15 protein-coding genes are annotated in these 15280 nt (G+C 66.9%); 12 read left to right on the top strand and 3 right to left on the bottom strand.

Features of this window, described 5'->3' with window-relative positions:
- Positions 1 to 43 precede the first annotated feature (43 nt).
- The 4 genes from AC06FB_RS00410 (at position 44) to AC06FB_RS00395 (ending at position 2836) form a co-directional block, all read left to right on the top strand.
- Positions 44 to 1168 carry a GNAT family N-acetyltransferase gene (locus AC06FB_RS00410; RefSeq protein WP_478053233.1) on the top strand — a complete coding sequence of 375 codons (1125 nt, stop codon included), beginning with the start codon at positions 44 to 46 and terminating at the stop codon, positions 1166 to 1168.
- Positions 1169 to 1211: 43 nt separating this feature from the next.
- A complete protein-coding gene (gene aat / locus AC06FB_RS00405) occupies positions 1212 to 1952 on the top strand; it encodes a leucyl/phenylalanyl-tRNA--protein transferase (protein WP_197572555.1) in 741 nt (246 codons plus the stop codon).
- A gap of 86 nt (positions 1953 to 2038) precedes the next feature.
- A complete protein-coding gene (infA, locus tag AC06FB_RS00400) occupies positions 2039 to 2257 on the top strand; it encodes a translation initiation factor IF-1 (RefSeq protein WP_005409596.1) in 219 nt (72 codons plus the stop codon).
- 201 nt (positions 2258 to 2458) lie between these two features.
- Positions 2459 to 2836 (top strand): hypothetical protein, encoded by a 378-nt coding sequence (locus tag AC06FB_RS00395; protein WP_277381755.1) that lies wholly within the window; start codon positions 2459 to 2461, stop codon positions 2834 to 2836.
- Positions 2837 to 2911: 75 nt separating this feature from the next.
- Here AC06FB_RS00395 and clpA read toward each other — a convergent pair whose 3' ends face one another.
- Positions 2912 to 5191 (bottom strand): ATP-dependent Clp protease ATP-binding subunit ClpA, encoded by a 2280-nt coding sequence (gene clpA / locus AC06FB_RS00390; RefSeq protein WP_065182194.1) that lies wholly within the window; start codon positions 5189 to 5191, stop codon positions 2912 to 2914.
- A gap of 137 nt (positions 5192 to 5328) precedes the next feature.
- Here clpA and AC06FB_RS00385 point away from each other — a divergent pair, with 137 nt between their 5' ends.
- A complete protein-coding gene (locus tag AC06FB_RS00385; protein ID WP_164152913.1) occupies positions 5329 to 6141 on the top strand; it encodes an APH(6) family putative aminoglycoside O-phosphotransferase in 813 nt (270 codons plus the stop codon).
- A gap of 43 nt (positions 6142 to 6184) precedes the next feature.
- On the opposite strand, the gene clpS is transcribed toward AC06FB_RS00385, so the two are convergent.
- Complete coding sequence (clpS, locus tag AC06FB_RS00380) at positions 6185 to 6511, bottom strand: ATP-dependent Clp protease adapter ClpS (RefSeq protein ID WP_053517940.1); 327 nt, start codon at positions 6509 to 6511, stop codon at positions 6185 to 6187.
- Between the two features lie 108 nt (positions 6512 to 6619).
- Here clpS and AC06FB_RS00375 point away from each other — a divergent pair, with 108 nt between their 5' ends.
- From AC06FB_RS00375 to AC06FB_RS00345, 7 genes are all read left to right on the top strand, one after another.
- A complete protein-coding gene (locus tag AC06FB_RS00375; protein WP_111186999.1) occupies positions 6620 to 7090 on the top strand; it encodes a hypothetical protein in 471 nt (156 codons plus the stop codon).
- A 1-nt stretch (position 7091) separates the two neighbouring features.
- Positions 7092 to 7553 carry an NUDIX hydrolase gene (locus AC06FB_RS00370; protein WP_065182192.1) on the top strand — a complete coding sequence of 154 codons (462 nt, stop codon included), beginning with the start codon at positions 7092 to 7094 and terminating at the stop codon, positions 7551 to 7553.
- Positions 7550 to 8692 carry a tRNA 2-thiouridine(34) synthase MnmA gene (mnmA, locus tag AC06FB_RS00365; RefSeq protein WP_065175703.1) on the top strand — a complete coding sequence of 381 codons (1143 nt, stop codon included), beginning with the start codon at positions 7550 to 7552 and terminating at the stop codon, positions 8690 to 8692. The genes AC06FB_RS00370 and mnmA overlap by 4 nt, the downstream gene beginning before the upstream one ends.
- Positions 8689 to 9303: a high frequency lysogenization protein HflD gene (gene hflD / locus AC06FB_RS00360; protein WP_065175704.1), complete on the top strand. Its 615-nt coding sequence runs from the start codon at positions 8689 to 8691 to the stop codon at positions 9301 to 9303. The genes mnmA and hflD overlap by 4 nt, the downstream gene beginning before the upstream one ends.
- 191 nt (positions 9304 to 9494) lie before the next feature.
- A complete protein-coding gene (locus AC06FB_RS00355) occupies positions 9495 to 10685 on the top strand; it encodes a methyl-accepting chemotaxis protein (protein WP_478053232.1) in 1191 nt (396 codons plus the stop codon).
- A 98-nt stretch (positions 10686 to 10783) separates the two neighbouring features.
- Positions 10784 to 11002 carry a hypothetical protein gene (locus tag AC06FB_RS00350; RefSeq protein WP_111187001.1) on the top strand — a complete coding sequence of 73 codons (219 nt, stop codon included), beginning with the start codon at positions 10784 to 10786 and terminating at the stop codon, positions 11000 to 11002.
- A 279-nt stretch (positions 11003 to 11281) separates the two neighbouring features.
- Positions 11282 to 12367 carry a GAD-like domain-containing protein gene (locus tag AC06FB_RS00345; RefSeq protein WP_478053231.1) on the top strand — a complete coding sequence of 362 codons (1086 nt, stop codon included), beginning with the start codon at positions 11282 to 11284 and terminating at the stop codon, positions 12365 to 12367.
- Positions 12368 to 12451: 84 nt separating this feature from the next.
- On the opposite strand, the gene AC06FB_RS00340 is transcribed toward AC06FB_RS00345, so the two are convergent.
- Positions 12452 to 15214 (bottom strand): bifunctional diguanylate cyclase/phosphodiesterase, encoded by a 2763-nt coding sequence (locus AC06FB_RS00340; RefSeq protein ID WP_053517927.1) that lies wholly within the window; start codon positions 15212 to 15214, stop codon positions 12452 to 12454.
- Between the last annotated feature and the right edge of the window lie 66 nt (positions 15215 to 15280).

Genomic DNA, 15280 nt, shown 5'->3' with positions numbered 1-15280 from the left:
GAAGCGCCGGCCTTTCTATTTTCTTCTGACCTATCCTTGGCCCATGCCCTCCCCCCGTTTCCTCGACTCGCTGCAGTCCGTTACCGCCACCGACTGGGACGCGCTGCATGATGGCCGCAATCCCTTCGTCAGCTACGCCTTCCTGGCCGGACTCGAAGCCCACGGTTGCCTGCGCGGGGATTGGGGTTGGCAGACATGGCATTTCACCCTGTGGGAGGGCGACGTCCTGGTCGCGGCGATTCCCGGCTACCTGAAGACCAACTCCCACGGCGAATTCGTGTTCGACCACGCCTGGGCCAATGCCTATGCCCGGCATGGCCGCGACTACTACCCGAAATGGCTCGGCGCCGTGCCGTACTCGCCGGTGACCGGGCCGCGGCTGCTGGCCCGGGACGATCCAGCCCGCGCGGGCGTGCTGTCGGCCCTGCGCGGGGCGCTGCCCACGCTGGGCGTGTCCTCGGCGCATATCAACTTCCACACCGCAGCGGATGAAGCGCTGTTCGGCGATGACTGGCTGTTGCGCGAGGATATCCAGTTCCAGTGGCAGAACCAGGGCGACTGGACGACGTTCGATCAGTTCCTTGGCGCCATGGACCACAAGCACCGCAAGAGCATCCGCCAGGAGCGCGCCAGGGTCACCCGCCAGGGCATCGGCTTCCGCGTCGTGCACGGCGATGAGGCCAGCCGTGCCGACCTGCAGGCGATGTACCGTTTCTACCTGCAGACCTTCGTCGAGTACGGCAATGCACCGGCGCTCACCGAGCCCTTCCTGCGCCACCTGGCCAGCAGCCTCGGGCGCGGCCTGGTGATGTTCCTGGCCGAACAGGACGGCGAACCGATTGCCGGCGCCCTGTGCCTGCGTGGGGGCGACACGCTGTATGGCCGCTACTGGGGTGGCGCTACCCTGCCTGGCCTGCACTTCGAGGCCTGCTACTACCAGGGCATCGAGTACTGCCTGCGCGAAGGCCTGACCCGCTTCGAGCCCGGCGCACAGGGCGAACACAAGCTGGCGCGCGGCTTCCTGCCGACGCGGGTGCGCAGCCGGCACTGGGTGGCCGATGCGGATTTCGCAGAAGCTCTGCAGGACTGGTGCCGGCAGGAGCGCAGGGACGTGCGGCGCTATGAGCAGACGTTGCAGCAACACAGCCCGTTCCGCACGCAGGACTAGCGCCGCCGCAGAATGGATGCGCCGGCATCGCTACACTCCCGGCATGACCCGTCAATTGCCCTGGCGCCTGGACGATGCGCCGGACGCCCCCTTCCCGCCCGCTGAAACCGCGCTGCGCAGTCCCGACGGCCTGCTGGCCGTAGGCGGCGACCTGCATCCTGCACGCCTGTTGAATGCCTATGCCGGCGGCATCTTCCCGTGGTTCAGCGACGGCGAGCCGATCCTGTGGTGGTCACCGGACCCACGCATGGTGTTCCGCACCTCCGGCGTACACCTGTCCAGCCGCTTCCGCCGCCAGTTGCGCGGCAGCCACTGGGAGGTGACTGCCGACACCGCCTTCAGCCAGGTGATGCGCGCCTGTGCTGCCGCGCCGCGCCCCGGACAGGACGGCACCTGGATCAGCCCGGCAATGGTCGAGGCCTACAGCCGGCTGCACGACCTCGGGTTCGCCCATTCCGTCGAGGTCTGGGACCGGCAGACCCTGGTCGGTGGCATTTATGGCGTGGCCATCGGCACGATGTTCTTCGGCGAAAGCATGTTCAGCGGCGCCAGCGGCGGCTCCAAGATCGCGCTGGCCGCGCTGGCGGCCACCCTGCATGGCTGGGGCTGGGAACTGATCGATGCACAGGTGGAGAATCCGCATCTGCTGCGGATGGGTGCGGTGCACCTGCCACGCGCCGCGTTTCTGGACCACGTGCGGCAGGCCGTGCGCTGCCCGGGGCGTGAAGGCCCGTGGACTCGGCACATGGGCCGCTTGCCGGCCCGCGTCCTGGCGGGGGGTTAACATAAACTTTGCAAGCCGGCCGCGTCCCGCGTAAAATACTGCGCCTTAGGCCCAGCGTGGCCGTTTTCTGAACCGCACAGGACTACATGTCGAAAGACGATTCCATCGAGTTCGAGGGCACCGTCAGCGAGACGCTGCCGAACACCACTTTCCGCGTTCGTCTGGAAAATGGGCACGAGATCATCGCCCACATCTCCGGCCGCATGCGCAAGAACTACATCCGCATCCTCACCGGTGACCGGGTCAAGGTTGAAATGACCCCGTACGACCTGACCAAGGGTCGCATCACCTACCGCATGAAGTAAGCGGTCGGCGCGTCGCGCCACTTCGACAAGGCCAGCCTGGGTTGCTGGCCTTTTGTCATGCCCGCTCTCCGGCCCTGCCGGAGGTCATCGTGACCGATCTCACCATGGCGTCAGTCAGCCCTGCTTGCGGCAGATTCGCAGTTGCGACCGCGGCAGCATTCTGGGATCCGATCCACTCCGGATCGCCACCCCTGCCCCGCCATGAAGCTGACTTCCCTGCTCGTCCCCTTGTCCTTGTCTGCCATCGCCCTGCTGGCCTCGCCCGCCCATGCGGCCGACACCCCGGCGGCGCAGTGCGTGCCGCTGTCCGGCGAACAGCAGATCGTTCGCGCCGGCGCCGACAGGAATATCCTGCTCCGCTCCGGCGAAGCGCACTATGTCGTGCACTTCCGCAACAGCTGCCCTTCCGCCGTGCTGGCCACCCGCCTCGGCTTCACGACCGACGGCAAGGAGGCTGACACGCTGTGCAGCGAGGGCCGAAGCAAGCTGGACACCGGTCGCGGCTCCTGCGAGGTGGCGCGCATCGAGCCGATCGATGCCGAGCGGTTCACGCGTGAAGCGCGCCGTCGCAGCCGCTGACACCTGACAGCACAAGGGCGGCCGAAGCCGCCCTTGCCCTTTCCAGTCCTTCACGCCACAGCCCGTGGCGTCAGCTCACTCCACCGTGGCCGGCAGCAGCCGCTCCGGCTCGGCCTGGGTCTCGACCACCAGTTCGTCGTCGCGGACATCGATGCTGACCTTGCCGCCGTTGACCAGCTTGCCGAACAACAGCTCGTCGGCCAGCGGACGCTTGATCTTGTCCTGGATCACGCGGGCCATCGGACGGGCACCCATCAGCGGGTCGAAGCCATGGTGGGCCAGCCAGTCGCGCGCGGTCGGCGTGGCCGACAGGCTGACGTGCTTCTCCTGCAGCAACATCTCCAGCTCGATCAGGAACTTGTCCACCACACGCAGGATGTGCTCGAAGCCCAGCGCCTGGAACTGCACCACCGCATCGAGGCGGTTGCGGAATTCCGGGGTGAAGCTGCGGCGGATGGTCTCCATCGCGTCGGTGGCGTGGTCCTGCTTGGTGAAGCCGATCGAACGCCGCGAGGCCTGGGCCGCGCCGGCATTGGTGGTCATCACCAGCACCACGTTCTTGAAGTTCGCTTCACGTCCGTTGGTGTCGGTCAGCACGCCCCGGTCCATGACCTGCAGCAGGATGTTGAAGATGTCCGGGTGCGCCTTCTCGATTTCGTCCAGCAGCAGCACGCAATGCGGCGTCTTGACGATCTTCTCGGTCAGCAGGCCGCCCTGGTCGAAGCCGACGTATCCCGGGGGCGCACCGATCAGGCGGCTGATCGAATGCGGCTCCATGTACTCGGACATATCGAAGCGGACCAGCTCGATGCCCAGCTGCAGGGCCAGCTGCTTGGTCACCTCGGTCTTGCCGACACCGGTCGGGCCGGCAAACAGGAAGTTGCCGATCGGCTTCTCCGGATTGCCCAGGCCCGAGCGCGCCAGCTTGATCGCCGACGACAGGGTCTCGATGGCCGGGTCCTGGCCGAAGATCACCATCTTCAGGTTGCGCTCCAGGTGCTGCAGCACATCCTTGTCGGTGGCGCTGACCTGCTTGGTCGGGATGCGCGCCATCTTGGCAATGATGGCCTCCACTTCCTCCACGTCGATCAGTTCCTTGCGCTGGTCCTCCGGCAACAGCCGCTGGCGCGCACCTGCCTCGTCGATCACGTCGATGGCCTTGTCCGGCAGCAGGCGGTCACCGATATGCTTGACCGACAGGTCCACCGCGGCCTGCAGCGCCTCGTCGGAGTACGTCACGCCGTGGTGGGCTTCGTACTTGCCCTTCAGGCCCTGCAGGATCTCGTAGGTCTCACCCACGGTCGGCTCGACGATGTCGATCTTCTGGAAGCGGCGCGCCAGGGCGCGATCCTTCTCGAAGATGCCGCGGTACTCCTGGAACGTGGTCGAGCCGATGCAGCGCAGCTCGCCCGACGCCAACGCCGGCTTGATCAGGTTGGACGCATCCATGGTGCCGCCCGACGCCGAACCGGCACCGATGATGGTGTGGATCTCGTCGATGAACAGTACGGCGTTGGGCACCTTCTTCAGGGCCGTCAGCACGCTCTTCAGGCGCTTCTCGAAGTCGCCACGGTACTTGGTGCCAGCCACCAGTGCGCCCAGGTCGAGCGAATAGATGACGGCATCCGCCAGCACCTCCGGCACCGAGCCCTCGACGATGCGCCGGGCCAGGCCTTCGGCGATCGCGGTCTTGCCGACGCCGGCCTCGCCCACGTAGAGCGGGTTGTTCTTGCGACGGCGGCACAGGACCTGGATGGTCCGCTCGATCTCGTCGGCACGCCCGACCAGCGGGTCGATGCGTCCGGCCCGGGCCTGCTCGTTGAGGTTGCTGGCGAACTCGGTCAGGGCATCCCCCTTCGGCTCGCCCTCCCCGCCCTCGGCCCGGCTCTCGCCTTCGGAAGAGGGCTGTTCGCCCTCCTCGCCCAGCTTGGCGATGCCATGGGACAGGTAATTGACCACGTCCAGGCGGGTCACGTCCTGCTGGTTGAGGTAGTAGACGGCATGGGAGTCCTTCTCGCCGAAGATGGCGACCAGCACATTGGCGCCGGTGACCTCCTTCTTGCCCGAGGACTGCACGTGGTACACGGCCCGCTGCAGTACGCGCTGGAAGCCCAGCGTCGGCTGGGTGTCGCGGCCATCGTCTTCCGCCAGGCGGGACACGGAGGCCTCGATGGCCTGCTCCAGCTCCTGGCGCAGGCGGTCGGCATCGGCACCACAGGCCTTCAGTACGGCCTGGGCGGACGGGTTGTCGAGCAGTGCCAGCAGCAGGTGTTCGACCGTCATGAACTCATGCCGGGCCTCACGGGCGCGCTTGTAGCACTGGCCGATGGTGTGTTCGAGGTCTTTGCTGAACATGGATTACTCCGGCGGCAGATGGGGACAATATGCGGCCTGACTACGCGATTTCCATCACCCTAGCGGATTGCTGCGTTCAGATGGCGTTAGCAGTGCGGATTGCTTGATCTTCATTCACTCCCGGAAGCCCACTCACCATGAGCGAACCCTACCTGAGCCGCTGGCGATTGCGACGTGATGGTCCCGCCATCCGTACCCCGCACGCCCGGCTCTGGCCGGTACTGACCGCCGACGACCTGCCGGCAATGCTGAAGATCAGCAGTGAAACCGAAGAACAGAACAGCCATCGCCTGCTGCGCTGGTGGGACGGCGACGGTGCCGCGCGCCTGCTGGCGCACGAGGGGCCGGCCATCCTGATCGAGCGCGCCGGCGGCCAATCGCTGCGGGAGCGCTCGATCGGCGGCGATGACAGCACCTGTACCACGATCCTGTGCCAGGTCCTGCAGCGGCTGCACCGGCCACGGAGCGCACCGCCAGCGGAGCTGGTCTGCCTGCCTACATGGTTCGCCGACCTGCTGCAGCCAAGGGGCTCGCTGCCGCCACTGCTGGAACAGTGCAGATCGCTGGCGGTCGCGCTGCTGGAGGACGAACAGGAGGTCCGGCCGCTGCACGGTGACCTGCACCACGACAACGTGCTCGACTTCGGCACGCGCGGCTGGCTGGCGATCGACCCGAAACGGCTGATCGGTGATCGCGCGTTCGACTACACCACGCTGTTCAGCAATCCCGACCTGTGCGGTCCCGGCATCCACGTCGCGACCCGGCCGGAGCGCTTTGCGGCCCGGGTGACCGAGGTCAGCGCCCTGGCGGAGCTGGATCGCACGCGCCTGCTGCGCTGGATCGCTGCCAGCGCCGGGCTGTCGGCCGTATGGTTCCGCAATGATGGCGACCCGGCCGATATCGACGAGACAGTCGCGGCGATGGCACTGGAGGCGCTGGCGGAGGGGTGATCCCGCTGTAGCCGAGCATGGGCTCGGCTCTACAAGAGGCCGGTCAGGCCTTTTCCATCGTGCACAGCAGCGGATGCTGGTTCATCCGTGAATACTCGTTGACCTGGCCGACCTTGGTCTCGGCCACTTCGCGGGTGAACACGCCGCAGACGCCGCGACCGCGGGTATGGACATGCAGCATCACCTGCGTCGCCTTGTCCAGGTCCATGTTGAAGAACTGCTGCAGCACGTCCACCACGAAATCCATCGGGGTGTAGTCGTCGTTGAGCAGCATGACCTGGTAGAACGGCGGCGGCGCCACTTCCGGGCGCGCGGGCTCCACGGCGATGCCGTGCTCGTGGTGGGAATCGGGGGAAGACTCGCGGGGCATCCGGTCATTATAGAGGTTGCCGCGCGCCCGCGTCGGCCCTCCCGGAATGGACGGCACGGACGGCCGCCGTCACAATTGTCCTTCCCACCCCGGTTTCACAGGATTTTCATGAAAAGGACCCTTCTGCCTGCCCTGTTGATCGCCCTGGCCTGTGCCGGTCCGGCGAGCGCAGCCGATGCCGACGCTGCCGTCGGTCGCCAGCTGGACAAGCTGGGCTACAACTACGAGGTCGACGAGGATGGCGACTACCGCCTGGTGTTCGACGTCGAGGGCGACCGCACCCAGATGGTGTACGTGCGCTCGGCGGTGGAAGACTTCGGCAGCCACAACATCCGTGAGATCTGGTCGCCAGGGTACACGTCCAAGACCAAGCAGTTCCCGGTCGCGGTCGCCAACCGCCTGCTGGAGGACTCGCAGGACGCCAAGATGGGCGGCTGGGTGAAACAGGAGGCGACCGCGATGTTCGTGGTGAAGATCGACGCCGATGCAACCGCCGACCAGCTCAGCGACGCCATCGATGCCGCGATCCGCACCGCCGACGCGATGGAACTGGAACTGACCAAGAAGGACGATCTCTGAGGTGAACGCCACGCCGGACCCGCGCTGGGCACCGCACGCCACCGTCGCCACCATCGTGGTCGACGGCGGCCGCGTGCTGCTGGTCGAGGAGACCATCGATGGCCGCGCCGTGCTCAACCAGCCTGCCGGGCACCTCGAGCCCGGCGAGAGCCTGGCCGAGGCGGCGCTGCGCGAGACCCGCGAGGAGACCGGCTGGACGGTTCAGCTGACCGACTTCATCGGCTGTTACCAATGGACGGCGGGCGACGGTACGACGTTCCTTCGCTTCTGCTACGCGGCGCGCCCGGTCTCGCATGATCCGGCGCAGCCGCTCGACACCGGCATCGACCGCGCGCTGTGGATGACCCCGGCCGAGCTGCAGGCCGCCGGGCAGCGCCAGCGCAGCCCGCTGGTATGGCAGGTCGTGGCGGACTATCTGGGTGGCCAGCGCCACCCGCTTTCGCTGGTCCGGGAGGTCGCATGAGCACCCCGCGCGTGATGGTGGGCGTTTCCGGTGGCGTCGATTCGTCGGTCGCCGCCTGGCGGCTGGTGCAGCAGGGCGAGGCCGTGGCCGGCCTGTTCATGCAGAACTGGGCCGACGACGGCAGCGGCGACTGCCGCGCCGAGGATGATCGCCGCGATGCGGTGGCGGTCTGCGGCCTGCTGGGCATTCCCTTCCATTTCCGCGACTTCTCCAGCGAGTACTGGCAAGGCGTGTTCGAGCATTTCCTGGCCGAGTACGCCGCCGGCCGCACCCCCAATCCGGACGTGCTGTGCAACCGCGAGGTGAAGTTCAAGCACTTCCTGGACGCGGCGCGTGAACTGGGCGCCGAGCGCATCGCCACCGGCCATTACGCGCGGGTGACCCAGCGCGGCCACCAGTGGCTGCTGCTGCGCGGCGCCGACCGCTCCAAGGACCAGAGCTATTTCCTGCACCAGCTGGGGCAGGCGCAGCTGGCCGCCACCCTGTTCCCGATCGGCGACCTGGAAAAGAGCGACCTGCGCCGGATCGCCCGTGACGTCAGCCTGCCGACCCATGCCAAGAAGGACTCCACCGGCATCTGCTTCATCGGCGAGCGCGACTTCCGCGAGTTCCTGGGCCGCTATCTGCCGGCCCGGCCGGGACAGATCCTCGACCCGGCCGACGGCAGCGTGATTGCCGAGCATCCGGGCGTGTTCTATTTCACGCTCGGCCAGCGCGAGGGCCTGAACATCGGCGGCGTGCGTGGCCGCCCGGCCGCGCCGTGGTACGTGGTCGGCAAGGACGTGGCCAGCAACGTGCTGTATGTCGATCAGGACCGCGACAGCCCGTGGATGCTCTCCGAACGCCTGCGTTCGGAAACCGCGCACTGGATCGCCGGCGCACCACCGGCCCGGCGTTTCGAATGCACTGCCCAGACCCGCTACCGCCAGCCCGACGAGCCGTGTACGGTCGATGTGCTGGACGATGGCAGCGTGCTGGTCACCTTTGCCCGCCCGCAGCGGGCCGTCACGCCCGGCCAGTCGCTGGTGCTGTATGACGGCGAGATCTGCCTGGGCGGTGCGGTGATCGCCGCCACCGATGCGCCGCTGGAACAGCGCCTGCGCACCACCCCTTCTCCTTTTGAGGTAATCGCTGCATGAGTTTCACTGTCGACGACCGCGTCCTGGCCCTGGCCGGCATTGCCCAGGCCCTGCAGCAGGTGCGCCGCATCGCCGATACCGGCCATTCCGACGCCGCCGCTGTACGTACCGCGGTGGACAGCGTGTTCCGCGTCGACGCGTCATCTCCGCAGGAGGTGTTCGGCGACCGCCACGCGCTGAAGTCGGGCCTGCGCCTGCTGCACAACTACTTCCGCAACCAGGGCCAGGATCCGATCCTGCCCAAGCTGGCATTGTCGGTGCTGCAGCTGGAGCGCCGCTTCGTGCAGGACGGCGCAACCGTCAACAAGGTTGCCGCGGGCATCGAGCAGGCGCAGCGCAAGGCCGCCGAACTGGGCGACAGCGGTCACCCGGATGTGCTGGCCAGCCTCGGCAGCGTCTATGCGGACACCATCAGCCATCTCAAGCCGCGGGTGATGGTGCAGGGCAACCCGCATTACCTGGGCCAGGCCGGTGTGGTCTCCGAGATCCGTGCCCTGCTGCTGGCCGCCGTCCGCGCCGCGGTGCTGTGGCGGCAGGTGGGCGGCAGCTACTGGGACTTCCTGTTTGGTCGCAAGGCGATGGTCGAGGCCGTGGACCGCCTGCTGGCCTGACCGTTGCATCCGCCGGGCATGGCCCGGCGCTACCGCATGGCCTGACCGTCGCGCAGCGCTGCAGGGGTACCGCCGGGCCATGCCCGGCGAGCGTCCGGCGCCGGAAATCCGGCGCATTCAGAAAGCGCATCGACGTTAAAGAGAAGGGGCACACGGCCGATACATCCTCCGTGCACCTCCCGAGAACGTCCATGTACTCACGCATTTTCATCCGTCTGGCCGCCCCGCTGGCCCTGACCCTGCTGCTCCCCTTCGCCATCGGCTTCGAATGGCCGGCCGCCCTGCGCTGGGCGATCCTGACCACGATGACGCTGAGCTGGCTGGGCTTTGCGTGGTGGACCGCCCGCGCCCAGGCGCACCGCTCACCGGAACAGGCCCGCGTCCTGCGTGAGCAGGACCAGCTGCTGACCGAACTGCGCAGCTTCGTCGGCAACGAAATCGACGGTTCGCGCGGCGAAGTGGAACGCGCCCGCGACCTGATCCGCCAGGCGGTATCGAGCCTGGGCGGCAGCTTCGATGCAATGAACCGCAAGTCGCGCCAGCAGAGCCAGGCGCTGTCGCGCATCGTCGACCGTGCCGGCGATGAAGGCAGTGCGGGCCTCGACGTTGCGCGGTTCGCCCAGCATGCCAGTCATCGCATGGAACAGCTGGTGGAAGCGCTGGAACAGGTCAGCGGCCAGAGCTCTACCACCGTGCAGCACATCGACCAGATGGCGCAGCACCTGGACGGCATCTTCGCGCTGCTGGAAGACGTCAAGTCGATTGCCGACCAGACCAACCTGCTGGCACTGAATGCCGCCATCGAAGCGGCCCGTGCCGGCGAGGCCGGCCGCGGCTTCGCGGTGGTCGCCGACGAAGTGCGCAACCTGTCCGAGCGCTCGACCACCTTCAACGAACAGATCCGAAAGCTGGCCCACAGCTCCAAGGACGCCATCGCCAAGGTCCGCGAGACGGTCTCGCACATGGCTTCGCGCGACATGGACCGCTCCCGCGAAGCACGCCAGGAAGCAGCAGCCATGCTGGACAACGTGGCACAGATCAATGCTTCTCTGGGCGAAGGCATGCGCGAGGTGTCCGAGTGTGCGCGTGCCATCGACGGCAGCGTCGCCGAGGCCGTGCGCGCGCTGCAGTTCGAAGATATCGCCACGCAGGCGCTGGGTGGCGTGCATACCCACCTCGACCGCCTGACCGCGATCAACCGCGAAGCGGTGGCCCTGCAGGAACTCCTGCACCGCAATGGCGGCGTCTTCGACGAAGAGATCGCCAGCGCGCTGCAGCGCACCGGCAACCGTCTGCGCGAACTGCGCAACGAATGGGAGCGCCCGCCGCACAAGCCGGTCGCCCAGCAGAACATGGGCGCCGGTACCATCGAACTGTTCTGAGACGCGTGTCCGCTGCCCTCTCCGGCAGTCTGCAAGGCCCCGGCTCGACCGGGGCCTTTGCCTGTGATCCACCGCCGAATGCATCCTGTACGCGCCCCATGGCCCTGATCAGCGCCCCGCCCTCCTCCCTCACCGACATCGAACGCCCACGCAACGCCAGCGTGCGAGAACAGCTGCAGCAGCTGGAAAAGGTCGCGCATGAGGAGATCCGCGAGCTGCAGCAGCTCGCCGATGCGCGCCCGCCCTCGCCCGGTACCGCCGGCGAACTGCTGGGCATGGCCTGGGACCTGGGGTTGGATGGAGATGCCCTGAAGTAGTGCCGGGGCGTGCGTGGATGGGGCGAGCTCAATGTGCGACGGCCAGAAGGCACGCGTGCTCGGGCCGATGCTTCTGGCCCTGCGTCTTTCCTCCTCTAGCGGAGCTGGAGCGGCCCCGTACAGGCGCTGCGGATGCAGCTGACGATTGCGTACGATGACAGTTCCCCACCACGCATGGATGGTTCCGGGGATGCATGAGTTTCGGATTTCTTGCATGGAATGCGATCAACGCACCCTTCATCGTGCCGGACCGATTTCGGTTCAGATCAGCCCAGCCCGATGACCAGCGCCGCCCTCTGCCTTTCGCTTGCCTTGCAGCTTCCGGTTGCCCCCGACCCGTTGACCCTGGATCCCGATTCCCTCGCGACGCTTCAGCAGGCGCTGCAGACATTCGGAGCGTTCCAGCACCCTTATTCTGCTCCAATCGACGCATACGACCCTGACGCGGGGGTGATCGACGCAACGGTCGAGGTCTCCGCGGGCTGCCTGCAGGAGGGTCCCAAGGTCATCGTCCTGGACGATGATGGCGACGAGACACCCGAGCGCTATCTGGTACTGGACGAGCCATGGCAGAGCCTTCCAGCGGGCACATTGCTGCTCGTCTGCGGAGACAGGGCGGTCGTCATTTCAGCTCAGGACTGGAGCCGGGAGCTTGCAAGAGCCGAGATCATGCTGACGTTTCTCGACCTGCTGCCTGGAGATTCGGAAGCCAGGGACCAGCTGGAGAGTTGCTCGGCAGTCTCGGATTCCGATACATCCGATCCCTTCGTGAAGAGCATTCTGGATCAGCTCTGCGCCAGCACTCCAGGTACACCTGTCACTGACACCGCCCTGGCCCTCTGGAAGGGCAGGCTCCCGGATGCATTACTTGCACTGTGGCAGCGCGACGGCCTGGCGCGCTATCACGATGATCGACTGACTATGGTCGATCCTGCCCAATACGAAACCGTCCTGGCTGCCCCTCTGGCAGGCAGTCCGCCGCGGGACAAGGACAACCTTCATGTATATGCGATCTCGCCATTCGGCCAGATGCTGATCTGTGGCGAGAAGACTGGCGTCGACCTCACGCTTGAACCACACGAAGGCTACCTATGCGCGCCTGCAGCGCTGACTCTCCCAGCAAGCAACGCCGTCCGCAACAGGAGCCTGCACGACTTCCTGCTGACATTGGATGATCCTGAGCTGGATGTCCTGACCGAGGACGAGGAGCCAATGTTCTGGCGAGTCCGTGAGATGTTGGGGCCGCTGGGCGACGGAGAGATCTACACCTCGACGGAGCCCGTGCCAGAGCACGGCTGGCGGATAGACCGCCTGGTGAAACGCAAGGTGCTGGATGTGCTCGCAGAGCTTGCGCAGCGTCGCTGACTGCTGACACTTGGAGGGATGTACCTGCGTGCATGCCGACCAAGGTCGGCACCTACCAGAGCACGTGCCGGACAGCGCAGGTCGTCAACGCACCAGCAGCGCTTCGTTGCCGGCGTCCGTGCGCGACGGTGACTGATGCTGCTGGCGCAGCCACTGCGCCAGGTCGCGCGGGCTCAGCGGCCGCGAGTACAGGTAGCCCTGGATCTCGTCGCAGCCCTGGCGGCGCAGCATGTCTTCTTCCTGGTGCGTTTCCACACCTTCGGCCACGACCTTCATGCCCAGCGCGTGGCCCAGGTGCACGATGGCCTGGGTCACCTCGGCCGTACCCGAGTCGTGCAGCATGCCCTGCACGAAGCTGCGGTCGATCTTCAGGCGGCCCACCGGGAACCGGTTGAGGTAGTTGAGGTTGGAGAATCCTGTTCCGAAATCGTCCACCGCCAGCGGCACACCATGCCGTTCCAGCACGTCGAAGCAATGACGCAGGATGTCGGTGTCACGGATCAGCGCCGACTCGGTCAGCTCAAGTTCCAAGCGCTGTGGCGGCCAGCCATGGGCATGGCAGATCTCGATCACCCGCTCGGCGAAGCCGCGATCACGCAGCTGCACGGCCGAGACGTTCACCGCGATGCGGTCGAAGTGCAGACCGGCTCTGTCCCAGGCAGTGGCCTGGCGGCAGGCTTCGTTCAGTACCCAGTCGCCGATGCGCACGATTTCACCGCACTTCTCGGCGATGGGAATGAACTCGGCCGGACTGCAGTAGCCGATGCCGGGTCGATGCCAGCGCAGCAGTGCTTCGATGGCCGGCGGCTCGCCAAGGTGGGCGTGCAGCAGCGGCTGATAGGCCAGGCTGAACTCCTCGCGCTCGATCGCGCCATGGAGTGCATGCTCCAGCTCAAGCCGGCGCTGGATGCGGGCCAGTGCATCCTGGCTGTAGTACTGGTAGGTGTTGCGACCGGCTTCCTTGGCCGCATACATCGCGGCATCGGCGGCGCGCAGCAGTGAATCGAAATCGGTCTGGGTATCGCCCAGCATGGCGATGCCCACGCTGGCCCCCACCTTCAGCGTGGTATCGCCGCGGCGCAGCGGCTCGGCCAGCGAGCCGATCAGCTTGCGCGCCACGTGGCCAGCGTCTTCCGGTTCGGCCAGGTCGCGCAGCACCACGATGAATTCGTCACCGCTGAAGCGGCCGAACAGATCGTTGTTGCGCAGGTTCTGGTGCAGTCGGGTGGCCGCCGCCTTCAGCAGCGCATCACCGGTGGCATGGCCGAAGCTGTCGTTGATGGTCTTGAAGCCATCCAGGTCGATGAACAGCATCGCCAGCGAGGTGCCGCGATCACGCGCTTCCTCGATTGCTTCAGCCGTCTGCTCGCCCAGCAGCACCCGGTTCGGCAGGCCGGTCAGCAGGTCGTAATGGGCCAGCAGCTCGATTCGCTCATTGGCCTCGCGCTCTCGCGTGATGTCACGGAACAGCACCACGAAACGTGGCGGCAGGCCATCGCGCCGATCCAGCTCGATCAGCACCTGCACCCATACGCGCAGGCCCGATTGACGATAGAAGCAGAGATCCAGCTGCTCGGGCAGTCCGCCACCGGCAATCCGGCCCAGCGCCGCCTCGAACGCACTGCGCGAGTCCTCGGTGTACAGCGCCAACGCCTGGTCCAGGGTGATCGGCTCCTTGCGCAGTCCGTGGATGCGATAGCACTCTTCGGTCCATTGCATGTGCCGGGTCTGCACCTCGATCTCGCACCCGCCGATGCGGCCCAGGGCCGAAACGCGGTTGAGCAGCTCGGTACGCCAGCGGATCAGCGCATCGGTCTGGTGCTGTTCGGTGATGTTCTGCACCTGGCCCAGCAGCCGCTTGGGCTGGCCCTCGCCGTCCAGCAGCGGCTGCATCCACAGCCGCAGATGCAGCGATGGTTCGCCGCTGCCGCGGGCCAGCTCCAGTTCGAGGCTGGCGGAGCGGCCATCGCGCCACAAGCGGCGCCAGGCTGCCCGCAGCGCTCCACGTGAACGCGGATGCAGCTGCTTGAGCCAGCGTCGCTGGCCGGGCACGTTGCCGGGCTCAAGTGCGAGCAGCGAACGCAGTTCGGGCGACCACCAGAAGGAGCCCGTGCCTGGATCGAACGACCAGCTGCCCATGCTGGCGATGCGCTGCGCCTCGCTCAGGTGCACCTGCTGTTCGTGCAGCAACGCCTCCAGCTGCTTCTGCTGTTCGATGTCGGTGTGGGTGCCGACCATCCGCAGCGGCTGGCCGTCGGCAGTGCGCGCGACCACGCGGCCACGATCAAGCACCCAGCGCCACTGCCCGTCGGGCTGGCGGAAGCGGAACTGTGCGCTGTACTGGTCGCTGGTTCCACGCAGGTGCTGATCCAGCGCGGCGCGCACGTGGCCGATGTCCTCGCCGTGCACGCGCGCCAGCATTCCGCTGGCGGTCTCTTCGCCCAGGCCAGGGGTGCGGGTGACGCGATCGCTGGGAATATCCCAGTCCCACAGGCTGTGGCCAGCGCTGTCCAGCGCCAGTTCCCAGCGTCCGCCACCCGCCAGCGGCACCGGTTCCGGCACGCTCAGGGTGAAGGCCAGCAGATTGCCGGCGCCGTCATGCACGGCGCGCAGGTGGCCGTCGTAATGCCCGCGCGGCCCTCCCGGCAGGCTGCACGCAACAATGCCACCGTCGGCGGCCAGCAGACGCAGGTCCTCCAGCATCGGCGCGTAGGCCGCGACCGTCGCCGGCAGGCCATGCTCGCGCGCGGCCGGATTGGCTGCCAGCGGACGGCCAGTGCGGTCGACGATGACCAGCGCCGACGCGAGCGGATGCTGCAGCAGGCTGGCGATGATCCCTTGGTCCACGCGATCTTGCTCCGGATGAAACGCCCGACAGCGGGGCACGCAGTGGTTAACGGCGCCTGCGGCGGA

This window comes from Stenotrophomonas sp. Steno-C15 (assembly GCF_056393265.1).
This window is presented reverse-complemented; position numbering and strand designations above follow the sequence as displayed.

Bases quoted from the DNA above. Each gene is read 5' to 3' on its own strand.
- AC06FB_RS00410 (WP_478053233.1), top strand. From the start codon at position 44: ATGCCCTCCCCCCGTTTCCTCGACTCGCTGCAGTCCGTTACCGCCACC.
- hflD (WP_065175704.1), top strand. From the start codon at position 8,689: ATGAGTTTCACTGTCGACGACCGCGTCCTGGCCCTGGCCGGCATTGCC.
- AC06FB_RS00385 (WP_164152913.1), top strand. From the start codon at position 5,329: ATGAGCGAACCCTACCTGAGCCGCTGGCGATTGCGACGTGATGGTCCC.
- infA (WP_005409596.1), top strand. From the start codon at position 2,039: ATGTCGAAAGACGATTCCATCGAGTTCGAGGGCACCGTCAGCGAGACG.
- aat (WP_197572555.1), top strand. From the start codon at position 1,212: ATGACCCGTCAATTGCCCTGGCGCCTGGACGATGCGCCGGACGCCCCC.
- AC06FB_RS00395 (WP_277381755.1), top strand. From the start codon at position 2,459: ATGAAGCTGACTTCCCTGCTCGTCCCCTTGTCCTTGTCTGCCATCGCC.
- AC06FB_RS00350 (WP_111187001.1), top strand. From the start codon at position 10,784: ATGGCCCTGATCAGCGCCCCGCCCTCCTCCCTCACCGACATCGAACGC.
- AC06FB_RS00345 (WP_478053231.1), top strand. From the start codon at position 11,282: ATGACCAGCGCCGCCCTCTGCCTTTCGCTTGCCTTGCAGCTTCCGGTT.
- clpS (WP_053517940.1), bottom strand. From the start codon at position 6,511: ATGCCCCGCGAGTCTTCCCCCGATTCCCACCACGAGCACGGCATCGCC.
- clpA (WP_065182194.1), bottom strand. From the start codon at position 5,191: ATGTTCAGCAAAGACCTCGAACACACCATCGGCCAGTGCTACAAGCGC.
- AC06FB_RS00355 (WP_478053232.1), top strand. From the start codon at position 9,495: ATGTACTCACGCATTTTCATCCGTCTGGCCGCCCCGCTGGCCCTGACC.
- mnmA (WP_065175703.1), top strand. From the start codon at position 7,550: ATGAGCACCCCGCGCGTGATGGTGGGCGTTTCCGGTGGCGTCGATTCG.
- AC06FB_RS00375 (WP_111186999.1), top strand. From the start codon at position 6,620: ATGAAAAGGACCCTTCTGCCTGCCCTGTTGATCGCCCTGGCCTGTGCC.